The 22,125-nt window shown below is 39.0% G+C and carries 21 protein-coding genes; 20 read left to right on the forward strand and 1 reads right to left on the reverse strand.

Going from position 1 to position 22,125, the window contains the following annotated elements; genetic code table 11:
- The first annotated feature begins 37 nt into the window (after positions 1-37).
- The 17 genes from BUA02_RS07510 (at position 38) to BUA02_RS07590 (ending at position 17,956) form a co-directional block, all read left to right on the forward strand.
- Positions 38-361 (forward strand): zf-HC2 domain-containing protein, encoded by a 324-nt coding sequence (locus BUA02_RS07510; RefSeq protein ID WP_071176238.1) that lies wholly within the window; start codon positions 38-40, stop codon positions 359-361.
- A 22-nt stretch (positions 362-383) separates the two neighbouring features.
- Entirely contained in the window at positions 384-2,498 is a 2,115-nt protein-coding gene (gene polA / locus BUA02_RS07515; protein ID WP_072702348.1) for a DNA polymerase I, read from the forward strand.
- A 4-nt stretch (positions 2,499-2,502) separates the two neighbouring features.
- Positions 2,503-3,123, forward strand: coding sequence for a dephospho-CoA kinase (gene coaE, locus BUA02_RS07520; RefSeq protein WP_083385847.1), 621 nt, complete (start codon positions 2,503-2,505; stop codon positions 3,121-3,123).
- Entirely contained in the window at positions 3,123-5,282 is a 2,160-nt protein-coding gene (locus BUA02_RS07525; RefSeq protein ID WP_072702351.1) for a cell division protein FtsA, read from the forward strand. Before coaE ends, BUA02_RS07525 begins: the two co-directional genes overlap by 1 nt.
- A gap of 75 nt (positions 5,283-5,357) precedes the next feature.
- Positions 5,358-6,155 carry an MBL fold metallo-hydrolase gene (locus tag BUA02_RS07530; RefSeq protein ID WP_071176235.1) on the forward strand — a complete coding sequence of 266 codons (798 nt, stop codon included), beginning with the start codon at positions 5,358-5,360 and terminating at the stop codon, positions 6,153-6,155.
- A gap of 88 nt (positions 6,156-6,243) precedes the next feature.
- Positions 6,244-6,516, forward strand: coding sequence for an ACT domain-containing protein (locus BUA02_RS07535; protein WP_071176234.1), 273 nt, complete (start codon positions 6,244-6,246; stop codon positions 6,514-6,516).
- A 23-nt stretch (positions 6,517-6,539) separates the two neighbouring features.
- Positions 6,540-7,904 carry a PFL family protein gene (locus BUA02_RS07540; protein ID WP_071176233.1) on the forward strand — a complete coding sequence of 455 codons (1,365 nt, stop codon included), beginning with the start codon at positions 6,540-6,542 and terminating at the stop codon, positions 7,902-7,904.
- Between the two features lie 208 nt (positions 7,905-8,112).
- Positions 8,113-9,000: a YicC/YloC family endoribonuclease gene (locus tag BUA02_RS07545; RefSeq protein ID WP_071176232.1), complete on the forward strand. Its 888-nt coding sequence runs from the start codon at positions 8,113-8,115 to the stop codon at positions 8,998-9,000.
- A complete protein-coding gene (locus BUA02_RS07550; protein WP_071176231.1) occupies positions 8,993-9,256 on the forward strand; it encodes a DUF370 domain-containing protein in 264 nt (87 codons plus the stop codon). The genes BUA02_RS07545 and BUA02_RS07550 overlap by 8 nt, the downstream gene beginning before the upstream one ends.
- Positions 9,246-9,869, forward strand: a complete 624-nt coding sequence (gene gmk, locus BUA02_RS07555) for a guanylate kinase (protein ID WP_072702354.1) — start codon at positions 9,246-9,248, stop codon at positions 9,867-9,869. The genes BUA02_RS07550 and gmk overlap by 11 nt, the downstream gene beginning before the upstream one ends.
- A 40-nt stretch (positions 9,870-9,909) precedes the next feature.
- The gene (gene rpoZ, locus BUA02_RS07560) at positions 9,910-10,188 is read left to right on the forward strand and encodes a DNA-directed RNA polymerase subunit omega (protein ID WP_072702357.1); all 279 of its coding nucleotides are present in this window, start codon (positions 9,910-9,912) and stop codon (positions 10,186-10,188) included.
- Complete coding sequence (gene rimO / locus BUA02_RS07565; protein ID WP_071176228.1) at positions 10,185-11,543, forward strand: 30S ribosomal protein S12 methylthiotransferase RimO; 1,359 nt, start codon at positions 10,185-10,187, stop codon at positions 11,541-11,543. The genes rpoZ and rimO overlap by 4 nt, the downstream gene beginning before the upstream one ends.
- The gene (gene pgsA / locus BUA02_RS07570) at positions 11,543-12,085 is read left to right on the forward strand and encodes a CDP-diacylglycerol--glycerol-3-phosphate 3-phosphatidyltransferase (RefSeq protein WP_071176227.1); all 543 of its coding nucleotides are present in this window, start codon (positions 11,543-11,545) and stop codon (positions 12,083-12,085) included. Before rimO ends, pgsA begins: the two co-directional genes overlap by 1 nt.
- A 28-nt stretch (positions 12,086-12,113) precedes the next feature.
- Complete coding sequence (locus tag BUA02_RS07575; protein ID WP_083572693.1) at positions 12,114-13,958, forward strand: DEAD/DEAH box helicase; 1,845 nt, start codon at positions 12,114-12,116, stop codon at positions 13,956-13,958.
- 15 nt (positions 13,959-13,973) lie between these two features.
- Positions 13,974-15,200 carry an ion transporter gene (locus BUA02_RS16230; protein WP_242946489.1) on the forward strand — a complete coding sequence of 409 codons (1,227 nt, stop codon included), beginning with the start codon at positions 13,974-13,976 and terminating at the stop codon, positions 15,198-15,200.
- Positions 15,193-16,047, forward strand: coding sequence for an HAD-IIA family hydrolase (locus tag BUA02_RS07585; protein WP_072702363.1), 855 nt, complete (start codon positions 15,193-15,195; stop codon positions 16,045-16,047). The genes BUA02_RS16230 and BUA02_RS07585 overlap by 8 nt, the downstream gene beginning before the upstream one ends.
- A complete protein-coding gene (locus BUA02_RS07590; protein ID WP_072702367.1) occupies positions 16,040-17,956 on the forward strand; it encodes an alpha-L-arabinofuranosidase C-terminal domain-containing protein in 1,917 nt (638 codons plus the stop codon). The genes BUA02_RS07585 and BUA02_RS07590 overlap by 8 nt, the downstream gene beginning before the upstream one ends.
- A gap of 68 nt (positions 17,957-18,024) precedes the next feature.
- Here the strand turns inward: BUA02_RS07590 and BUA02_RS07595 are convergent, their stop codons facing one another.
- Positions 18,025-18,669 (reverse strand): RpiB/LacA/LacB family sugar-phosphate isomerase, encoded by a 645-nt coding sequence (locus BUA02_RS07595; RefSeq protein ID WP_072702370.1) that lies wholly within the window; start codon positions 18,667-18,669, stop codon positions 18,025-18,027.
- Between the two features lie 226 nt (positions 18,670-18,895).
- Between BUA02_RS07595 and BUA02_RS07600 the strand changes: the two genes are divergently transcribed.
- Genes BUA02_RS07600 through BUA02_RS07610 form a run of 3 tightly spaced genes read left to right on the forward strand, consistent with a single transcriptional unit; the run spans position 18,896 to position 22,121 of the window.
- Positions 18,896-20,260 (forward strand): tetratricopeptide repeat protein, encoded by a 1,365-nt coding sequence (locus BUA02_RS07600; RefSeq protein WP_072702373.1) that lies wholly within the window; start codon positions 18,896-18,898, stop codon positions 20,258-20,260.
- Positions 20,260-20,931 (forward strand): thiamine diphosphokinase, encoded by a 672-nt coding sequence (locus BUA02_RS07605; RefSeq protein WP_072702375.1) that lies wholly within the window; start codon positions 20,260-20,262, stop codon positions 20,929-20,931. The genes BUA02_RS07600 and BUA02_RS07605 overlap by 1 nt, the downstream gene beginning before the upstream one ends.
- Positions 20,928-22,121 carry a cation diffusion facilitator family transporter gene (locus BUA02_RS07610; protein WP_072702378.1) on the forward strand — a complete coding sequence of 398 codons (1,194 nt, stop codon included), beginning with the start codon at positions 20,928-20,930 and terminating at the stop codon, positions 22,119-22,121. The genes BUA02_RS07605 and BUA02_RS07610 overlap by 4 nt, the downstream gene beginning before the upstream one ends.
- Positions 22,122-22,125: the final 4 nt, after the last annotated feature.

The raw sequence follows: 22,125 nt of genomic DNA on the forward strand, positions 1-22,125 counted from the left end.
ATAATTACTTTGATTGTATTGTATAAAAGGTGAGCTGATGACTTGTAAAGATATTGAAAAGTTAATACCATCTTTTCTTGATGATGACCTTGATAACAAGGATCTTTCTGAGTTTATTTCTCATATTGAGAGTTGCTCTGAATGTAAAGAAGAGCTTACTATCCAGTTCCTTGTTAAGGTTGGTATGAAGCGTCTTGAGGATGGTAATACATTTAACTTAAGAGATGAACTTGAACTTCTTATGAGAGATTCCAAAAAGAGTCTTAAAGCCAGAAGATATCTTGTGTTTACCAGCTATGTCCTTGAACTTGCTGTTATAGTCTTGGGTGTGATTACAGTAGTTCTTTCGTTTATTTTATAATTCTTTTTATTGTTGGTGGTTTATGTCTGAAAATCTATTAATTGTTAATGGTAATGAGCTGGTCAGTGATGCTTTTTACAAAACACCAGCCTTTACAGACTCTGACGGAGTTTTTGTAAATGGTGTCTATGGTGGTATCTTCAAGCTTATTTCAATATTAAAAACAAGTGAATATAAGTATATGAGTATTTCTTTTTCTGAGGATGGTGTAAATGAAAGATTAAAGCCTCAGATATTGAAATTCAGGGAAATCATAGAAGAAAATGGTCAGGGAGAGATCGCTGTGACCAAAGAGTTTTTGGAATCCCTTGAAAATGCGCTGAAAAAACTTTCTCCATCAGGAGAAGTTAAGGGAGCTTCTTTTGATATGACTATGAAGGTTACATCTGACCTTAATGAAGTAGAAGCTCTTTTTGAAACCAGGGCTGATAGAGCTGCTTTCTATTTCCTTACGGATAAAGAAAAGATCCTTGGTCTTTCAATTACTTTTGATGGCAGTAATGTAACATATATTCCGGTTGAGAACTTTATAACTGCAGATTATCTTGGCAAGAAGTTGTCTTACTTAAGTGAGAGAATGAGCCTTTGCAGTTTTGATATCAAAGAAAGCTACAAGTATTTTGAGCCTTCTGAATTTGCAAACAGGACCTATGGTTACAAAGATGAGGACGTGTCAGGGAATAAGTGCTTTGATGTGCTGATTGGAGCATATCTTATCAATCCTCTTAAGAATGACTATGAACCTTGGGATGTTGCAAAAGAGTACCTCAAGTTAACCCTCCCTAAGAGAGCTGATCTTTTTGGAAAAGAGCCACTTGAAAATGCGGATGTTAAGGTGCTTTCTGATTATGCTTCCAAGATAGCTTATATCTGCTACAATGCTGAGCCTCTTATAAGGGCTAAGCTTGTCAAAACAGGCATGGAGAGGCTTATGTATAACATAGAGATGCCTCTTTCATATATTCTTTATTCCATGGAAAAAGAAGGCATCATCGTTAAAAGAGATGAGCTTAAAGCCTATGGAGACAAGCTCCTTGTAAGGATTGATGAACTTGAAAAGGCAATCTATGAAGCTGCAGGAGTTGAATTTAATATCAATTCTCCAAAGCAGCTTGGAGAGATATTATTTGAAAGACTTGGGCTTCCAGCTGAAAAGAAGACAAAGTCTGGCTATTCAACGGCAGCTGATGTACTTGAAAAACTTGCGCCAGAGCACAAGATCGTTGCAGACATCCTGGAATACAGAGGACTTACTAAGCTTAAATCAACCTATGCAGATGGACTTGCAGCTTTTATCGCTGATGACAACAGGATACATACAAGCTTTAATCAGACTATCACTGCAACAGGAAGAATCAGTTCAACAGAGCCAAACCTTCAGAATATTCCTATGAGAACAGAACTTGGAAGACTCATCAGAAAGGTCTTTGTTCCTAAGGATGGCTATGTCTTTGCTGATGCGGATTATTCACAGATCGAGCTTAGGATCCTTGCCCATATGTCTAAGGACAAGGGACTTATCGATGCCTACCATGAAGGTGAGGATATCCATAGGATCACTGCATCCAAGGTGTTCCATGTTCCTTTTGAAGAGGTAACGCCGCTTCAGAGACGAAATGCCAAAGCTGTTAACTTTGGAATTGTTTATGGTATAAGCGCTTTTGGGCTATCACAGGATCTTTCCATATCAGCTCATGAAGCAAAAGAGTATATGGAAAAGTATTTTGAGACTTATCCTGGAGTTAAAAAGTATCAGGAAGATGTTATAGCAAGCGCAAAGGCAAAGGGCTATAGCGAGACTATGTTTGGCAGAAGAAGACCTGTTCCTGAGCTTAAGGCTTCTAACTTTAATTTAAGGCAGTTTGGCGAGAGAGTTGCCATGAATGCTCCTATCCAGGGAACTGCTGCCGACATCATGAAGATAGCGATGATAGATGTTTTCTTTAAGTTAAAAGAACTGTCATTAAAGTCTAAGCTTATTTTGCAGATCCACGATGAGCTTGTCATAGAGACTGCCCCAGATGAAGTGGATACCGTAACAAAGCTGTTGGCAGAAGAAATGGAAAAGGCAGTTACTTTGTCTGTGCCTATGGAGGTTGATTGCCACACAGGTTCAGACTGGTACGAGGCAAAGTAAGATAATGGGACTTATTAAGGGTAAAACAAACATAATCGGGATTACAGGCGGTGTTGGCGCTGGAAAATCTACTGTTCTTGGTTATATACGGGACAATTATAACTGCCTTGTGATCTTTTCTGATGATGTAGCTAATGAGATCAAAAAGAAGGGGTATCCAGCCTATGATGAGCTTGTTAAGCTCCTTGGAAAAGAGATCCTATCTGATGATGGAGAGATCGACAAAGCCAAGATGGCAGCGGCTATATTTAATGACAAAGATAGCCTAGAAAAAGTAAATAATATTTTGCATCCTGCAGTAAATACATATATTATAAATATTATAGGGAATGAACGAAAAAATAACGTTTATGACTTTGTTTTTGTAGAAGCAGCTCTTTTGATAGAAAATGGTTATGACAAGATCGTTGATGAACTGTGGTATGTATATGCTTCTGAAGAAGCCAGAAGAGAGAGATTAAAGGCTTCTAGAGGCTATTCGGATGAAAAGATAACTGATATCTTAGCTAATCAGCTAAGTGATGAAGTATTTAGGGAGTATTGCAGCTTTGTGATAGATAACAGTACAGATCTGTCAGATGCTGCAAAACAGATTGATAATAAACTTTGGGAGTGGAGAAAGTAATGGCTAGTTTAGAACAAGCAGATCAGAAAGTTGTATTCGGACTGGATATAGGAACCAGAAGTGTTGTTGGTACAGTCGGATACATGAATGATGGACAATTTAATGTTATTGCCCAGTGTGTCGAGAAACATGAGACAAGAGCAATGCTTGATGGTCAGATCCATGATATCGGTAAAGTTGGATCCACTATCAAGGTTGTCAAAGAAAAGCTTGAACAGCAGACAGATATTCATCTTACAGATGTTTGTATTGCTGCTGCTGGTCGTGTTCTTAAAACTGTCAGAACAACTTACGACTACGAGTATGTAGATGCTCACGATATTACAGAAGAGGATATCTATAACCTTGATTCTGCTGCAGTTGAGCAGGCTTATTCTGAGTTTATTAAGAACAATACATCTGATCTTAAGTTTTATCTTGTTGGCTATTCTGTTATGCATTATTACCTTGATGGATATCAGATTGCCAATCTTGAAGGACATAATGCAGGTAAGGTAAGTGTTGAACTTATTGCGACATTCCTTCCTGATGACTGCGTAGACGGTCTTTATAAGGCTTGTGAGAGGGCGGACCTTAAGGTTGCAAACCTCACTTTGGAGCCTATTGCAGCTATGATGGTTGCTATTCCAGATAGATTCAGAATGCTGAATCTTGCGCTTGTAGACGTAGGAGCAGGTACATCCGATATTTGCGTTACTGATGATGGTTCTATCACAGCTTATGGAATGCTTCCTATAGCAGGTGATGATATTACTGAGATAATCGCTCAGCACTGTCTTGTGGACTTTAATCAGGCTGATGAGATCAAGATAGCAGCAAGCCATAATGACAAGGTTGACTATGTTGATATCATGGGTCTTAACAAGACTATTTCTTCCAAGGATATCGCCAAGATCGTTAAGCCTAAGGTTGATGAGATGGCCAAAAAAGCCGTTGATGAGATCAAGAGATTAAATGGTGACAAGCCGGTCAGCGCCGTATTCGTTGTAGGTGGTGGCGGATGCGTTCCAGGATATGTTAAGGCTATTGCAAGAGAGATGGATATTCCAGAAGAAAGAGTTGCTCTTCGTGGCGAAGAAGTCATGAAGAACATCACCTTCCTGAATAATGATGGAATCGAGAGAGATTCACTTCTTGTAACTCCTCTTGGTATCTGTATCAGTTATTATGAAGAGGCAAATAACTTTATTTTTGTTTCATTTAACGGCGTACAGACCAAGATCTATGATAATGGTAAGCTTCAGGTAGTGGACGCTGCTATGCAGGCCCAGTTCCCTAATGAAGATCTTTTCCCAAAGAGAGGACAGGAACTTAAGTTTACTGTTAATGGCAAAGAGAGAAGTTCAAGAGGCGAGCCCGGTGAAGCAGCTATTATCCAGCTCAATGGTAAGCCTGCTGATATCCATACCAAGATCAGGGCAAACGATATCATTGAGGTTACTCCATCTACAGCAGGAGCTCCTGGTAAGGCTGTTATTGAGAGTATTCCTGAATTTAAGACTAAGTTTAACGTAAATGTAAATGGCAAGAACATTGAGGCTTCAAGATTTGCCACAGTTAATGGACAGCCATCAACTCCTTTATATAGCATTCAGGCTGGTGATGAAGTTAAAATTCTTGACTACAATACTGCTGAACAGATTGCAGCTCTTATGGATATAGATATCAATGAAGATACTGTAATTTTTGTTAACAACGAAAGAGGTAATAAGGATACACCTGTTTATGAGAACTTTAAGATCGAGTTTAAGGCTCAGGAAGAAGTTATCATGGACTATTATAAGGATTTCCCAAGTGCTGACGAGGTTGCTATCAGTCAGGAGAATGAGGAGTCCTATGAAAGCACAGAAGATGGCCGACTTGTAGAGGATGCTGATGGACAGCTTTCTTTTGATGATCTTCCAGATGATGATTACAAGAAGGAAGATCATGAAGTTGTAAGGAACATCCTGGCTCATGATCTTCATGTTACAGTTAACAATGATCCTATAACTCTTCATGGCAAAGCAGATTATGTATTTGTAGATATCTTTGATGCTATTGATTTTGACCTGTCCAAGCCAAATGGAAGAGCTATAGTTACAAGTTTAAACGGAGCAACTCCAGAATATCTCCAGCCTATCAAGGAAGGCGACAGAATAGAAGTATATTGGAAATAAAGCGATTAAAGACTTATCTGATATATAGATAAGTCTTTAAATATGTATAGAGATTTTAAAGGATAAGATTTATTTATGAGATTTACTAGTATTGCCAGCGGAAGTAGCGGAAATTGTACATATATAGGTTCAGACAATACCCATGTCTTAGTTGATGCGGGTGTTAGCAAAAAGAGGATCGAAGAAGGGCTTAAGACTCTTGAATTAGGTCTTTCAGATATAGATGCTATATTTGTAACTCATGAGCATTCAGATCATATAGCAGCTCTTAGAACTATCTTAAAGAAGTTTGATATTCCAATTTATGCTACTAAAGGCACTATTGAAGGTATCAGAAACAGCGACAAGAAAAATGAGATGACAGATTCCAGGTTTATTCCTATTACCTGCGACAAAGAAATAACAGTTGGCGATATGAAGATAAATCCAATGGTAATTTCTCATGATGCCCTTGAACCATGCGGATATAGATTTTTTATCGGCGATAAAAAAGTTGGTATCGCAACTGACCTTGGCTGCTACTCAGACTATACAGTTGAGTGTCTTAAAGACTGCGATGCTCTTTTGTTAGAAGCAAACCACGATGTGAGAATGCTTCAGACAGGCCCTTATCCTTACGTGTTAAAGACCAGGATTTTAGGGGATAGAGGCCATTTGTCCAATGAAAAGAGTGGCGAGCTTTTATGTAAGCTTTTAAATGACAAGATAAGAGGTGTATTTCTGGGGCATCTTTCAAAGGAGAATAACCTTCCAGAGCTAGCCTATGAAACGGTTCGCGTTGAGATAGAAATGGGAGACAACCCTTATCATGGCAATGATTTTCCTCTCATTGTTGCAGATAGAAGTAGTATTTCTCCTATTTTAGAGTTCTAAACTTCTTGATTAATTTAGAGATTACATTTACTATTGATAACAAATTGCATTAGTTCTATAATTTCAGCTTTTTAAATATGGAGGAGACATGAATAAGACTATCATAACAGTAGTTGGAAAAGACACAGTTGGTATTATAGCTAAGGTATGTACATATCTTGCAGGTGAGAGTATCAATATCCTTGATATTTCACAGACTATCGTCAGCGGATATTTTAATATGATGATGGTTGTTGATATGGCTGGTGCAGCCAAGGATTTTAATACTGTCGCTGATGATCTGGAAGCTCTGGGCAAAGAGATTGGTGTTGTCATCAAATGTCAGAGAGAAGAGATCTTTGATTCTATGCACAGAATTTAATCTTTCAGAGGAAGGTATGTAATATGATAAATGTAAATGAGGTTGTCGAGACCAATGAAATGATCGAGAAAGAGAATCTGGATGTTAGAACAATCACTCTGGGTATCAGCCTTTTAGATTGTATCTCTTCAGATTTGGATCAGCTCTGCAAAAATATCTATGACAAGATCTATGATACTGCCAAGGACCTCGTAAGTACTGGCAATCAGATTTCTAGAGAATTCGGAATTCCAATCGTTAACAAAAGAATATCAGTGACACCTATAGCATTAGTGGGCGGAGCTGCATGTAAGACTTCATCTGACTTTGTTCAGATCGCTAGGACTCTTGATGACGTAGCCAAAAAAGTTGGCGTTAACTTTATTGGTGGCTATTCAGCCCTTGTAAGTAAGGGAATGACAGAAGCTGACAGACTTCTTATTGAATCAATCCCAGAAGCTCTTGCTACAACAGATGTTGTTTGTTCATCTATAAATGTTGGCTCAACAAAGACTGGAATCAACATGGATGCAGTAAGGCTCATGGGAACCATAGTTAAAAAGACTGCTGAAGCAACTAAGGAAAACGATTCCCTTGGATGTGCTAAACTTGTTATTTTCTGTAATGCACCTGATGATAACCCATTTATGGCTGGAGCATTCCATGGCGTAACAGAATCTGACAAGATAATAAATGTCGGCGTAAGCGGACCTGGTGTTGTTAAGACAGCTCTTGAGAGCGTTAGGGGAGAGAATTTCGAAGTTCTCTGCGAGACCATCAAAAAGACAGCCTTCAAGGTTACAAGAGTTGGTCAGTTGGTAGCACAGGAAGCTTCTAAGAGACTTGGGGTTCCATTTGGCATTATCGACCTTTCACTTGCTCCTACACCAGCAATTGGCGATAGCGTAGCAGATATATTACATGAGATCGGTGTTGAGCATGCTGGCGCACCTGGAACAACAGCAGCCCTTGCTCTTTTGAATGATCAGGTCAAAAAAGGTGGAGTAATGGCATCATCTTATGTGGGAGGCCTTTCTGGAGCATTTATCCCTGTCAGTGAAGATCAGGGTATGATAAATGCAGTTAATGCCGGATGCCTTACACTTGAAAAGCTTGAAGCAATGACCTGTGTATGTTCAGTTGGTCTTGATATGATAGCAGTACCTGGAGACACTAAAGACACAACTATTGCCGGAATCATCGCAGATGAAATGGCAATCGGTATGATCAACCAAAAAACAACAGCAGTTCGTCTTATTCCAGTAATCGGAAAGGGCGTTGGCGAAACAGTAGAATTTGGTGGTCTTCTTGGCTATGCACCTATCATGCCAGTAAACCAGTTCTCCTGCGACAATTTTGTAAACCGTGGTGGACGAATTCCAGCTCCGGTCCACAGCTTCAAGAATTAAGCTTTTTAAGAATTGTTTTATTTTATAGACAATCCCAGAGTTATTACTCTGGGATTTATTTATAAAGTAGGGAAATGCTCTGAGTAAAAAATATAAACAAATCTTAGAGCAGCGCCCCGTTATGGGACATCTTGACATTGACCTTAAAATTGCTATATATTATAATAACTTTTGTATTATTATGCCCAAAAATAAGGGGGATATTCTTATGGTCTGCAGTATGACAGGTTTTGGCAGAAGTGAGATTACAGAAGGGGAACGAAAGTACATCGTTGAGCTAAAATCAGTGAATAACCGATATCTTGATATAAATATCAAGATGCCAAAGAAGTTCAATGCTTTTGAATCTGAGATCAGAAATCAGCTCAAGAACTTCATGAAACGTGGTAAGGTTGACGTATATATCAGCTACGAGGACTTTTCTGAATCAGATACAAGAGTTAAGTACAATAAGGCTGTTGCTCAGGAGTATTATTCATACTTAAATGAGATGGCCAGTGATTTTGGACTTGATAATGATGTTAGGATTTCAGTATTGTCAAGATTTCCAGAAGTTTTCACAATGGAAGATGAGCAGCTTGATGAAGAAGAGGTTTTAAGCGGCCTTCAGAAGGCAATCGCTGTTGCAGGCAAGCAGTTCCTGGATTCCAGAGTGAGAGAGGGTGAGTTCCTTTCAGGGGATCTTACAGAGAAACTCGATGGTATGCTTGAAAATGTAGAGTATATTTCAGAACGTTCACCTGAGATCATCGATGAGTACAAAGCCAAGCTTAGAGAGAAGATCCAGGATCTTTTAGAGGACAAGCAGGTAGATGAGAATCGCCTTGCTATGGAAGTTACTATCTACGCAGACAAGATCTGTGTTGATGAAGAGATCACAAGACTTCGCAGCCATATTCAGGCTATGAGAGATGCACTTATTAAGGGTGATGACAAGGATGGAATAGGCAGAAAACTCGATTTCCTTGCACAGGAAATGAACAGAGAAGCCAACACGATTCTTTCTAAGTCAACTGACCTTAAGATATCAGACAGAGGTATTGCTCTTAAGACTGATATCGAGAAAGTAAGGGAGCAGATACAGAACATTGAGTAAACTCATTCACATAGGATTTGGTAATATAGTAAATGCAGACAAGATAATCAGCATAGTAAGTCCAGAGGCAGCTCCTATTAAGAGGATGGTCCAGAAAGCCAGAGAGGAAGGAACAAGTGTTGATGCCACTCAGGGCCGTAAGACCAAGGCTGTTATCGTTATGGAAAATGGTATGCTTGTTTTATCTGCACTTTTACCAGAAACTATCAGTATGCGTTTATCATCAGAGAGTGAGAGTAGTTTAGATGAAACGTAAAGGTATTATTATTGTTGTTTCCGGTTTTTCAGGAGCTGGTAAGGGAACAATCATGAAGGAGCTGACCAGGAAATATGATCAGTATGCTCTTTCAATCTCAGCCACAACTAGAAAGCCTCGTGAAGGTGAGGAAAATGGCAGAGAGTATTTCTTCATTTCTAAAGAGGAATTTGAGAAGTTGATCGAAGAGGATGGCCTCATCGAGCATGCAAGATATGTAGATAATTACTATGGAACTCCCAGGAAATATGTTGAAGACAAGCTTTCTCAGGGCATTGATGTTATTCTCGAGATTGAGATCCAGGGTGCTCTTCAGATAAAAGAAAGATATAATGATGCAGTACTTCTTTTTGTAATGCCACCATCAGCAAAGGTCTTGGAAGAGAGACTTCGTGGCAGAGGTACAGAGACCGATGAAGTTATCAGAAAGAGACTTTCAAGGGCTAATGAAGAAGCTATCGGCATCGAAAATTATGATTACATTGTTATAAATGATAATCTCCAGGATAGTGTAGAATGTGTTCATGAGATCATTTCAGCGGCACATTTGAGTCCTGCCAGAAATCAAGAATTTATAAATACTATTAGAAAAGAGCTTGGAGAGTTAAACTAACAGGCTTTTGTATGCGGAGAAACCGCAGGAAAGGAACATTATGATACATCCATCATACGTAGACTTAATGAATGTAGTAAACAAGGGAGTAGAAGAGGGAGAAGAGCCAGTTATCAGCTCAAGATACTCAATTGTTATGGCAACATCAAAGAGAGCTAGACAGATCATTGCTGGTGATGAGCCAATGGTTAAGGTTAAGGACAAGCAGAAGCCTCTTTCAATCGCTGTTGAAGAGATGAACCAGGATAAACTTAGAATCCTTACAGATGAAGAGAAGGATGCTCTTGCAGAAGAGAATAACGAGGAAACAGAAGCTTGAAGATTTTGTTCGTATCACTTGGATGTGATAAAAATAGAGTAGACACCGAGGTTATGCTTGGAATGCTGAGCGGACGCGGATTTACTTTTACAGATGATGAAGAAGAAGCCGAAGCAGCAGTTGTTAACACCTGCTGCTTTATCAATGATGCCAAGCAGGAGAGTATAGATACAATCTTAGAACTCTCGGAGCGAAGAAAGAGCGGCCAGCTTAAGGCACTTATAGTTACAGGTTGTCTTGCACAGCGCTACAAAGAAGAAATACAAAAGGAAATTCCAGAAGTAGATGAGATCCTTGGTATATCTTCTATAGATAAGATAATTGAAGCGCTTGAAGAGACACTTAAGAGAAATAAGCTTTTTACACACAAGAATTATTTTGATGATATCAATAAAAAGCCTGTAGGCGGTCAAAGGAGAATCGTTACTACAGGTGGTCTTTATGACTATCTTAAGATTGCAGAAGGCTGTGATAAGCACTGTACTTACTGCATTATTCCTAAGGTCAGAGGCAATTATAGAAGTGTTCCTATGGAACAGCTTTTAGTAGATGCACAGAATCTTGCGGATGAGGGTGTTACTGAGCTTATTTTAGTGGCACAGGAGACTACCCTTTACGGAACTGATCTGTATGGTGAAAAGAAACTTCCAGAGCTTTTACATAAGCTTTGTAAGATCGAGGGCTTTAAGTGGATAAGGATCATGTATTGTTATCCGGAAGAGATCACCAAAGAGCTTGTTCAGACCATTAAGGAAGAACCAAAGATTTGTCATTATCTTGATATTCCTATTCAGTCTGGTTCAGACAGAATTCTTAAAAAGATGGGACGAAGAACTAATAATGCAGAGATAAGAGAGCTTGTCAGCTACTTAAGGCAGGAAATTCCTGATATCTGTCTCAGAACAACTCTTATTAGTGGTTTTCCTGGCGAAACTGCCGCTGATCACAATGAGACTTATGACCTTGTTAAGGACCTTAAGTTTGATAGACTTGGAGTATTTACTTATTCTCAGGAAGAGGATACTCCTGCAGCTACTATGCCTGATCAGGTTACAGAGAGAGTCAAGAACACTCGAAGAAATAAGCTTATGAGACTTCAGCAGGAAATAGCTTTTGAATCTGCAAGTAAGATGGTCGGCAGAACAGTAGACGCTGTTGTTGAGGGAAAGATCGTAGATTCTGGTGACAGTAATCTTGATGGATTTACTTATGTGGCAAGAACCTACAAGGATGCTCCTGATATTGACGGATTTGTTTTTGTAACAGGTGTTCACAGAGAACTGATGACTGGAGACTATTTAAAGGTCAATATTACAGGCTCAAATGAATATGACCTTATTGGGGAGGAAGCATAATGAATTTACCAAATAAGTTAACTGTAGCAAGAGTAATAATGATTCCATTTTTTGTATTCTTTTTACTTTTTGATCCATCTAATGTGACATTTAAGTGGATCTCACTTGCAATCTTTATCGTAGCAAGCCTTACAGATATGCTTGATGGCAAGATTGCAAGAAAGTATAACCTTATCACTGATTTTGGTAAATTTATGGATCCGCTTGCAGACAAGCTTTTGGTGTGCAGCGCCATGATCGGACTTATTGAACTTCACAGGATTCCTTCATGGATCGTTATCATCATTATAGCAAGAGAGTTTGTTATCAGCGGATTTAGACTTATTGCTGCAGACAATGGCAGGGTAATTGCAGCAAGCTATTGGGGAAAGTTCAAGACTACTTTCCAGATGATCATGGTAATCCTTATGATCGCTAATTTACCAATCCCTGCAGTGCAGATATTAACTACAGTTGTTATGTGGGTAGCTCTTGCACTTACTGTAATTTCACTTATTGACTACCTTGTAAAGAACAAGGATGTTATGAGTGGAGAGATGTAATTTTTAGTTTTATAGAAAGAGAAATTTAATGAGTAATAACGAAGTAAAGATCAGATACGACGAGTCAGGCCTTGATGAGAAGATCATCAGAGCCGTTTCAGAGATGGGATTTGAATACATGTCCCCAATTCAGCAGGCAGCAATTCCTGTCATGCTTGAAGGAAAGGATATCATAGGGCAGGCCCAGACTGGAACCGGTAAAACAGCTGCTTTTGGAATACCTCTTCTTCAGAAGGTAGATCCAGACAACAAGCACTTACAGGCCGTTGTATTGTGCCCTACCAGAGAGCTTGCAATGCAGGCTGCTGATGATATAAGAGATTTTGCCAAGTACATGTTTGGCATCAAGGTCCTTGCAGTTTATGGAGGACAGGATATTTCAAGACAGATCAGAGCTCTTTCTTCAGGTGTTCAGATCGTTGTTGGTACACCAGGAAGAGTTATGGACCATATGCGTAGACATACCATGAAGATGAAGGATGTTAAGGTCCTTGTACTTGATGAAGCAGATGAAATGCTTGATATGGGCTTTAGAGAAGATATCGAGACTATTTTACAGGGTATGCCTGAAGAGAGACAGACAGCTCTTTTCTCTGCAACAATGCCAGAGCCTATCTTGCAGATCACAAGAAAGTATCAGAGCGAAGATGCTGAGTACATCAAGATGACTCCTAAGGAGATCACAGTAGCAGCTATCGATCAGGCTTACTACAGAGTTCCTCAGAAGTCTAAGGAAGAAGTACTCTGCAGACTTATGGATTACTATAATCCTTCAAGATCACTTATTTTCTGTAATACCAAGAGAATGGTTGATCAGCTTGCTGAGAATCTTAAGGGTAAGGGTTATCTTGCTGATGGCCTTCACGGAGATCTTTCACAGAATCAGAGAGATACAGTAATGAATCTCTTTAGAAGCGGAAGGATCAATATTCTTATTGCTACAGACGTTGCAGCAAGAGGTATTGATGTCAGCGGCGTTGAGGCTGTATTTAATTTTGATATTCCTGAAGATATTGAGTATTATGTACATAGAATAGGACGTACCGGTAGAGCTGGTAAGAGCGGCAAATCATTTACTCTTGTTGGTGGAAGAGAGATGTACAAGCTCAGAGAGATCGAAAAGGTATGTCATACCAAGATCGAAGAGAGAAAGGTTCCTTCTGCAAAAGAGATAACAAGAGCTAAATCACAGAAGGTATTTGCTGAAGTTATTGATATTATTGAGAATAGTGATATCACTTCAGCTCTTGAGTTTGTTAAGCAGAAGGTAGAAGAAGGTGAGTATACAGCAGAGCAGCTTGCAGCAGGCTTTATGAAGCTCAAGATGGGCGCTGATATTGAAGATCTTGATTTTAGCTTTGACAGACCTTCAAGAGGCAGATACGGCAGATCTGAAGGAAGAGGTCGTGACGGCAGAAGCCGTGATGGCAGACGCTTTGACAGAGACGGTAAGGGACGCGATGGAAGACGCTCTGACAGAGATGGTAAGAGCCGTGATGGCAGACGCTTCGATAGAGACGGTAAGAGCCGCGATGGAAGACGCTCAGATAGAAATGGTGCTATTCGCGATGGAAGACGTTTTGATAAAGATTCCAAGGATAGATCAAAAACTGGAACAGACATGATAAGGAGCCAGAAGAAGGATCGCAGACCTAGAAACAATCCCGGAGAAGGCTTCGAAAAGGTTGGACGCGTCAGCATTAAGGGCGAGTCTTCAACAAAGGCTTGGTATGTTGGTGAAGATACAAACACCATGAACGTTTCAAAGAAAGAGAAAAAGCAGATCAAGTCTGAAAACAAGAAGAGAAGTATTGATTACTTACAGGATGTAAATGATCTTGTAATGGAGAGCTTTGGAAAGCGCAAAAAATAAGGAGATGGGATAGCTGTGTCAAAGGGGATGAATGCAGGTAATCTAGAAAAGCGTTTTAATTCCAGACGAATTAAGGCCAAGATCTTCAACATGGTAAGTGTTGGAGTTATTGATGAGCCAATTAATAAGTTTTATGACGTTATCAGTATTATTGCTATCATCTTAAACCTTGCTGCGGCTTTTGCCATTACATTTGATTATATGGAGGAGCACTATAAAGAGCTCCTCCTTGCTATTGAAGCAGTTACAACTGCCTTTTTTGCAGTTGATTATGTTCTAAGGATCGTATCAGCTAATGAGCTTTATCCTAAGCTTACAGAAGGAAAATCAATTTTAAGATATATCTTTTCCTTTACAGGTCTGATCGATCTTTTATCATTTTTACCTTATTATCTTCCGGTATTCTTTCCGGCAGGAAGTACAGTATTTAGGCTTTTTAGAGTCGCTAGAATACTGAGACTTTTTAGAATCAATTCCTATTATGATCAACTAAATGTTATTACTGAAGTCATAGTATCCAAGAGCCAACAGCTCCTTGCCTCAGTATTTATCATATTTATCCTTATGCTTGCATCAAGTCTTTGTATGTACAGCGTGGAGCATGAGGCACAGCCTAGAGTTTTCCAAAATGCATTTTCAGGAATATGGTGGTCCGCATCTACACTTTTAACTGTTGGTTATGGAGATATATATCCTGTTACCATAACTGGTAAGATATTGGGCATCATTATCAGTTTCCTTGGTGTTGGAATGGTTGCGATTCCTACAGGTATTATTTCTGCTGGATTCGTGGAACAGTACCAGAGACTTAAGACTGTTGGAGACTACGCAGAGGAAGAAAACCTTCACTTCATAAGAGTTAAGATCCTTGATAGTGATGTGTGGAATGGCAAGAAGATCATGGAACTTGCGCTTCCAAAGGATGTCATAATCGTAGCTATTCAAAGGGGCAAGGATACCATAATTCCTAGAGGCGATACAGTTATAGAAAAAGGCGATGTAATAGTCATGTGCGCCGAGAAGGTCAAGGATATACAGCCTATTGATCTAAAAGAAATAGTTATAAACGAAGGCCATTCCTGGAACGGCGTTGCAATTAAAAATCTTGATATTTCAAGACAAAGCTTTATATTTATGGTAAGGCGTAGGGGCAAAGCTATGCTTCCAAAGGGTAGCCTAGTTATCAAAGCAGGAGATGTAGTGCTTCTATATGAGAAGCATGTAAGAAACGAGAATGTATAACAGTTTAGAATTAAAACAGCAGATCTTTAAAGACACAGATCTTTTTGTTCTTGATATGGATGGCACATTTTATCTTGAAAATGACATCCTTGATGGAGCTTTGGATTTTCTTGATGTAGTAAAAAAGTCAGGAAAGAGATACATCTTTTTTACTAACAATTCTTCTACTTCAGCTGAGCTTTATATCGAAAAGCTTGCTAAGATGAACTGTCATATCACAAGAGATATGATCATGACTTCGGGAGATGTTATGATCAGATTCCTAAAGACAAATTACCCAGGTAAAAAAGTCTATCTTCTTGGTACTAAGCCACTTGAAGATAGTTTTGAAGAGGCGGGCATTACGCTGTTTAATAAGGATAATAGCGACGCTCTTGCTAATATGTCAGAAAGACCTGACATTGTTGTAGTTGGATTTGATAAAACTCTTACATTTGAAAAGCTTTCAAATGCATGTACATATATTCGAGAAGGAGCTCTTTTCCTTGCAACTCATCTTGATATAAATTGCCCTATGAAGGGTGGATTTATTCCTGATTGTGGATCTATCTGTAAAGCTATTGAACTTTCTACAGGGGTTTCTCCAAGGTTTGTAGGTAAGCCATTTAAAGAGACTGTCGATATGGTTGCTGATGCTACAGGTGTAGAGCGCAGCAAGATCTCTTTTGTTGGAGACAGGATCTACACTGATGTTGCAACTGGAGTTAATAACGGAGCCAAGGGAGTTCTTGTTCTTACTGGGGAAACCAAAGAAGAAGACATTGCAAAGTCAGACATAAAACCAGATGTGGTTTTTGAGTCTATAAAAGAAATTGGAAATATCGGGAGGTGTTTAGCTAATGAGTAAGACTATTAGCAAAGGTATGTTTGGACTGTTCTTTGAGGATATCAACTACGGTCTTGACGGTGGTCTTCATGCAGAAATGCTTGAGAACCGTAGTTTTGATTTTTTGGAGTGTCACGGACATAAATCAAATTATTATCAGGTGGAAGCACCATTATACGGATGGAGTGCATATCCTTCTGCATCAGATATAGAGCTTACAGCTTCTAAGGAAAATCCACTTAATGATGTAAATCCAAGTCACTTGGTTGCAGACGTTAAAAAGGATGGAGCAGGCTTTACTAACAAGGCTTATGAAGGAATCTTTTTAAAGAAGGGTGTAGGCGCTGATATTAGCTTCTATGCTAAGGCAGATAAAGAGACATCAGTGTTTATCAAGATCTTTTCAGAAGATGGAAAAGAGCTTGTATCTAGTGATGAGATCAAGGTTTCATCAGCTGATTGGACAAAATATACTACAGAGCTAATTAACAATGAGGATATCAAAGCTGGTAAATTTACTGTAGTTATGGGTAATTGCGGCGTTATTTCTTTTGACCAGTTCAGAGCATATCCAAAGGATGCTGTACTTGGCCTTTTCAGAAAAGACCTTGTGGAGCTATTAAAGGATCTTAAGCCTGGATTTATGAGATTCCCTGGCGGTTGTGTAGTAGAGGGAAATGAGCTTACTAACAGATATCAGTGGAAGCTTACAGTAGGCCCTTCTGAGGAAAGAAAAGCTAACTGGAACAGATGGGCTGTTCATGGCAATGACAACGATCACGGCAACAAGGATATGGGAGATTTCCCTTATTACAACCAGACTCTTGGAATTGGTTATTATGAGTACTTCCTTCTTTGCGAGTATCTTGGTTGTGAGCCACTTCCAGTTCAGAACGTTGGACTTGCCTGCCAGTATCAGTCAGATCAGCTTGTAGAGAGCTCATCACCTGAGTTTAATGAGTTTGTCCAGGACGCCCTTGATCTTATTGAATTTGCAAATGGAGATGTCAGCACAAAATGGGGCGCAGTTCGTGCTAAGATGGGACATCCAGAAAGCTTTAACTTAAAGCTTATTGGTATCGGTAATGAGCAGTGGGAGACTGATAAGGTTGATTTCTTCCACCGTTATGATGTATTTGAGAAGGCTATCCACGACAAGTATCCGGAGATCAAGTGCTGTGGTAGTGCCGGCCCTGATGTTACATCAGATCATTACAGAGATGCCTGGAATCACTTCTCACCAAAGATGAAGGCAGATCCAAATTACAGCTATGCTGTAGATGAGCATTATTATGTATCAGATGAGTGGATGTACAACAACGTTCACATGTATGATGCATATGACAAGCACAAGAAGGTATTTGCTGGAGAGTATGCCTGCCATATCAATCCAGACAGAGTACCTGAAAAGAGAAACAGCTTTGGTGCAGCTCTTGCTGAGGCAGCATTTATGACTGGTCTTGAAAAGAACTGTGACGTTGTACTTATGGCTTCTTATGCACCATTATTTGCAAGACTTAAGTTTACACAGTGGCAGCCAGATCTTATCTGGTTTGATGCTTCATCAGCTTATGGTTCACCAAGCTACTATGTTCAGAAGATCTATTCAAGATTTACAGGAACTGAGCTTGTTGATGTAGACTTTAATGACCTTGAGAAGGATAGAGTATATGTAACTGTATCTAAGGATTCTGAGAAGATGTATATCAAGGTTATCAATGCAGGAAATGCTGATGTAGAGCTTAACCTTGCTGCTATTAGCGGATATCATAAGGGAGCATCCAAAATCTACAAGATGGAAGGCGATGTAGATGATTGCAACAGCATCGAAGAGCCTACAAAGGTTTCACTTGTAGAAGAGGACGCTGAGCTTGGATTTAACTACATTTCTAAGCCAAACACTATTTCAGTTATTGTTTCTGATATCTGATATTAGATTTAGATCAAACAAAAAAGGATGTGTCTATTTGGACACATCCTTTTTTGTTACCAATGTTATTATTTACCAAGGATCTTATGAACAGCTTCTTTGATACGAGCATCCTTTGCATTAGCATCAAAATACTCAAGGAAATGTTCACCTGAAAGAGCACCCTTAACAAGGTCCTGATCAAGGTTTTCTAAGATCTCAACAACATCCTGCTTGTAAGTTACTTTCTTAACTTCATCAAGGATCTTCTTGTTGCGCTGCTCTGGAACAGCTCTTTCTCTAGGATATCCCTGTCCGCTTGCTTCACTAAAGAGCTTCTCGAATGTGTACTCAAGGTTTAACTCAGCACCCCAGCCTGACTTAAGAGCGAAGTTCATTGAGATAGCATTTCCATCGTTTATCTGTGCGAATGTATAAGCATCAAGAGGATCTGTTACATGTCCGCAGATAACACCTGGGAAGCTGTTGCAAGCGAGCATAGCGCCTTCACCTGTTCCACATCCTGTAACAACATAATCAACAGCGCCTGAATTAAGAAGAACGCAAGCAAGGATACCATTCTGAACGTATGTAAGCTGAGCCTCGTCCTCTGCAGAGTACATTCCGTAGTTAAATACTTCAAAGCCGTGCTTGTCAGCAACTTTTTTGAGGGCACCATAGATCATTTCATTCTTGGCTGCCTGACTATTTTCATTGATAAGTGCGATTTTCATTTTAATTTCCTTTCCGAATCATCATCTACAAATGTTAGTAGTTTATTGTAATTATAATTTTAGATTTATACGGATTTAAAGTCTACTTGTTATCAAGATTTGTGTTATTTTTGCAAGATTTCTGTCAAAGTTTTTTGTGAGTTTTTATTTCTTTAGGTATAGAATAAATCATGCTATACTATAGATTGTTTGATTATTATGAGATTTATGTACAGAGGTTAAGGATTTGGGTTACAACAGAAACAGAAATATTAACAGAAAAAGAAAAGGCTATAGGAAAAAGAAAAGAGGAATCGATCTAAAAAGAATAGGTATTATCGCAGCCTCTACAGTTGCAATAGTGATCTGCGGATATGTTGTTTACAGTCACCTTCCGTTTGTTAAGGTAAATAAGGCAATTGCCGCTGGTGATAAGTATACAGAAAATGCGGATTATCAGTCAGCAATCGAATCATATCAGAAAGCCCTTGATATTGATAAAGAGTCAGTTACAGCTTATTCAAATCTTGCTGGAGCGTATCTTAGTTTAGATGATCTTGAATCAGCCAAAAGTGTATTTTATGAAGGATATCAGAATACCGGAAATACAGCTCTTTTAGATAATTATCATACAGTAGTTCTTAATCAGGCAGTATATGACATGAACAATCAGAAGACTGATCTTAACACTGTTTTATCTATTGTAAATGTCTTGGAAGAAAATAGTGAGAACGTCCATGCAGTGGAGCTTTTAAATGCTGCATCTGACAGATGCTTTGCAGATTCATACAGCTCTGATATGAACCAGCTTTTTAGATCAGACGATGAAAATATGCCAACTTATGAGCAGTATGCTGATATGATCGGAAGGATGGTATCCGTTTATCAAAACAATGGTTCTGAAGAACTCAAAGGGGCTATCCAGGATTATCTTGTTCCTAACATTGATTCTTTTGCATTAGATGTAGCTAATGTTGATACATATCTTGGACTGATTGATTCTACAACAGCTGTTGTGGGTTCAAACAACGAGATCGATTCATTTAAAGCATGCCTTAATAATTCAAAAGAGGTTTTATCAGTATTTTCTGATATATTCACTCAGCTTGATGTTGGAAATGTAGATGAACTCAGGGACTTTGTTGTTTCTGATTCTTATATCGCTTTACGAGATGTGTTCCTTAATAATCAGGATACACCACAGGAGAACACAACCTACGTTCCTATCAGCCGTGAAGCAATTGTTCTTGATAGAAAAGATTCTACATGGTCATATAGATTTATGAATTTTGAAGAAAATCCTGAGACTAGCGGAGTTATCACTCTTTGGGCTAATTTCTTTGAGGATAATGGCGTACAGAGAGCAGCTATTTCCTATGAACCGGCTGCTATAAATGGAAATGTGTATCCTCATACTCAGTATTCTGTAACATATCTTTACAGCTATATCACATCTGGCAAATCTACTAAGGTTGCTCAGATGAACTACAGACTTGATACTACCATCACTCAAGAAAACGGTGAGGTGGATGAGACTATAGTTGGAGATTGGGGCGGAGCCAATGAGTGGGTTATGGATATCGATACTATAGAATCTAGGATTAAAGCATAATGGATAAAAAATGTGTTATTGTTTCAGCTGGTGATTTTGTTCCGGTTGATCTTGATCTTAATGACGGAGATTATCTGATAGCATGCGATGCTGGCTTTTTGAATGTTCAAAAGCTTGGACTATTGCCAGATCTTATCATCGGAGATTTTGATTCTCTTTCTGAAACAGGAAGTCTTGGTCTTAGCGCCCTTCGTGAAATAGAAGAAGCAGATCCTTCCCGTGTCATGAGACTTGATGTTATGAAGGATGACACAGACACCATTAAAGCCGTTAAAGTTGGCTTATCTAAGGGCTATACAAAGTTTTATCTATATGGAGCTCTTGGAGGCAAGAGAGTAGATCATACTATTGCAAATATTCAGACTCTTACCTATATCAAACACAACGGTGGTAAGGGCTATATCATGGAGCATAACAGAGTTCTTATGATAGCTGAAAATGAGACTGTTAGGTTTCATGCTGGAAATACAGGCTATATATCAGTCTTTTCATTGTCTGAAGTTTCAAAAGGTGTCACATTAAAGGGATTGATGTATAATTTGGATAAAGGAGAGCTCCGCTCAGATTTTCCTTTGGGGGTCAGTAACGAGTTTATTATTGATGAGGAGGCTGAGATAACCGTTGAGGAGGGAACGCTTCTGATAACGGCATATTTCTCTGAAGAATTATGATATGTTTTCTCGCGAAGTTTTTTATCAAAGATAATGATAAGGTAAATCTACCTTCAGTAAGGCAAAGCTATGGCGTCTTAAGTGGCGCTACTGGCATTGCCTTTAATATTATATTGTTCCTGTCTAAATTCTTTGCAGGGTTAGTCAGTGGTTCTATTGCTATCATGGGTGATGCATTTAATAACTTGTCTGATGCGGCGTCTTCAGTGGTTACACTTGTTGGCTTCAAGCTTTCCGGTCAGGAAGCTGATGAAGACCATCCATTTGGTCATGGCAGAATAGAATATATTGCCGGACTGATCGTTTCTCTTTTTATTGTCATAATGGGTGTTGAGCTCATTCATTCTTCCTTTGACAAGATATTCCATCCGGAAAAAATTGAATTTAATGCAACGATAGGTGTTATTCTGTTGTTTTCTATTTGTATAAAGCTGATCATGTTTCAAGGAAACATGCAGGCTTCAAAAAAAATAAGCAGCGCCGCGTTGAAAAATACTGCGATAGATAGTATTTCTGATGTTTTCACCACATCTATAGTTTTGATATGTGCCATCATCAATTACTACATGGGACTTAATATCGATGGCTTTGTAGGAATTGTAGTTGGACTTATTATTATCAAGGCTGGTATTGATGCAGCAAGGGATACCATAAGCCCTTTGCTTGGAGAACCACCTAGCAAGGAACTTGTAAATGAGATTATTACTACAGTCACTGCTCATGAAGGAATTCTTGGTGCTCATGACCTTGTGGTTCACAACTATGGACCAACCAGGATCTTCATGTCTTTGCATGTAGAAGTTCCTGCGGATAAAGATATTATCGCTATTCATGACCTTATAGATGACATAGAAAATGAACTTCATCAGAAATATCATTGCACAGCAGTTATTCACATGGACCCTGTAGTAGTTAAGGATGATGAGAGGGATCTTCTTAAGAGAAAGGTTAAGCATCTTATAAATGAGCTTGATCCAGATCTTAATTTCCATGATTTTAGACTTGTTCATTCTGGGGAAGAGGGCAAAAAGCTTACCTTCGATCTTGAGGTTCCATATAAGTATGACCTAAGTGATGATCATATTTTAGATTATCTAAAGGACCATATAAAGGGAATTGATTCTGAACTTGAGATAGAAGTTACTATCGACAAGGAGAAAAAGGAAAAGCAGGATAAGGCAAAAGCTTAAGGCG

The sequence above is a fragment of the Butyrivibrio hungatei DSM 14810 genome (assembly GCF_900143205.1).
GTDB lineage: Bacteria > Bacillota > Clostridia > Lachnospirales > Lachnospiraceae > Butyrivibrio > Butyrivibrio hungatei.

Coding starts and splice junctions, on each gene's coding strand:
- BUA02_RS07510 (WP_071176238.1), top strand. CDS start 38: ATGACTTGTAAAGATATTGAAAAGTTAATACCATCTTTTCTTGATGAT.
- polA (WP_072702348.1), top strand. CDS start 384: ATGTCTGAAAATCTATTAATTGTTAATGGTAATGAGCTGGTCAGTGAT.
- coaE (WP_083385847.1), top strand. CDS start 2,503: ATGGGACTTATTAAGGGTAAAACAAACATAATCGGGATTACAGGCGGT.
- BUA02_RS07525 (WP_072702351.1), top strand. CDS start 3,123: ATGGCTAGTTTAGAACAAGCAGATCAGAAAGTTGTATTCGGACTGGAT.
- BUA02_RS07530 (WP_071176235.1), top strand. CDS start 5,358: ATGAGATTTACTAGTATTGCCAGCGGAAGTAGCGGAAATTGTACATAT.
- BUA02_RS07535 (WP_071176234.1), top strand. CDS start 6,244: ATGAATAAGACTATCATAACAGTAGTTGGAAAAGACACAGTTGGTATT.
- BUA02_RS07540 (WP_071176233.1), top strand. CDS start 6,540: ATGATAAATGTAAATGAGGTTGTCGAGACCAATGAAATGATCGAGAAA.
- BUA02_RS07545 (WP_071176232.1), top strand. CDS start 8,113: ATGGTCTGCAGTATGACAGGTTTTGGCAGAAGTGAGATTACAGAAGGG.
- gmk (WP_072702354.1), top strand. CDS start 9,246: ATGAAACGTAAAGGTATTATTATTGTTGTTTCCGGTTTTTCAGGAGCT.
- rpoZ (WP_072702357.1), top strand. CDS start 9,910: ATGATACATCCATCATACGTAGACTTAATGAATGTAGTAAACAAGGGA.
- pgsA (WP_071176227.1), top strand. CDS start 11,543: ATGAATTTACCAAATAAGTTAACTGTAGCAAGAGTAATAATGATTCCA.
- BUA02_RS07575 (WP_083572693.1), top strand. CDS start 12,114: ATGAGTAATAACGAAGTAAAGATCAGATACGACGAGTCAGGCCTTGAT.
- BUA02_RS07585 (WP_072702363.1), top strand. CDS start 15,193: ATGTATAACAGTTTAGAATTAAAACAGCAGATCTTTAAAGACACAGAT.
- BUA02_RS07590 (WP_072702367.1), top strand. CDS start 16,040: ATGAGTAAGACTATTAGCAAAGGTATGTTTGGACTGTTCTTTGAGGAT.
- BUA02_RS07595 (WP_072702370.1), bottom strand. CDS start 18,669: ATGAAAATCGCACTTATCAATGAAAATAGTCAGGCAGCCAAGAATGAA.
- BUA02_RS07605 (WP_072702375.1), top strand. CDS start 20,260: ATGGATAAAAAATGTGTTATTGTTTCAGCTGGTGATTTTGTTCCGGTT.
- BUA02_RS07610 (WP_072702378.1), top strand. CDS start 20,928: ATGATATGTTTTCTCGCGAAGTTTTTTATCAAAGATAATGATAAGGTA.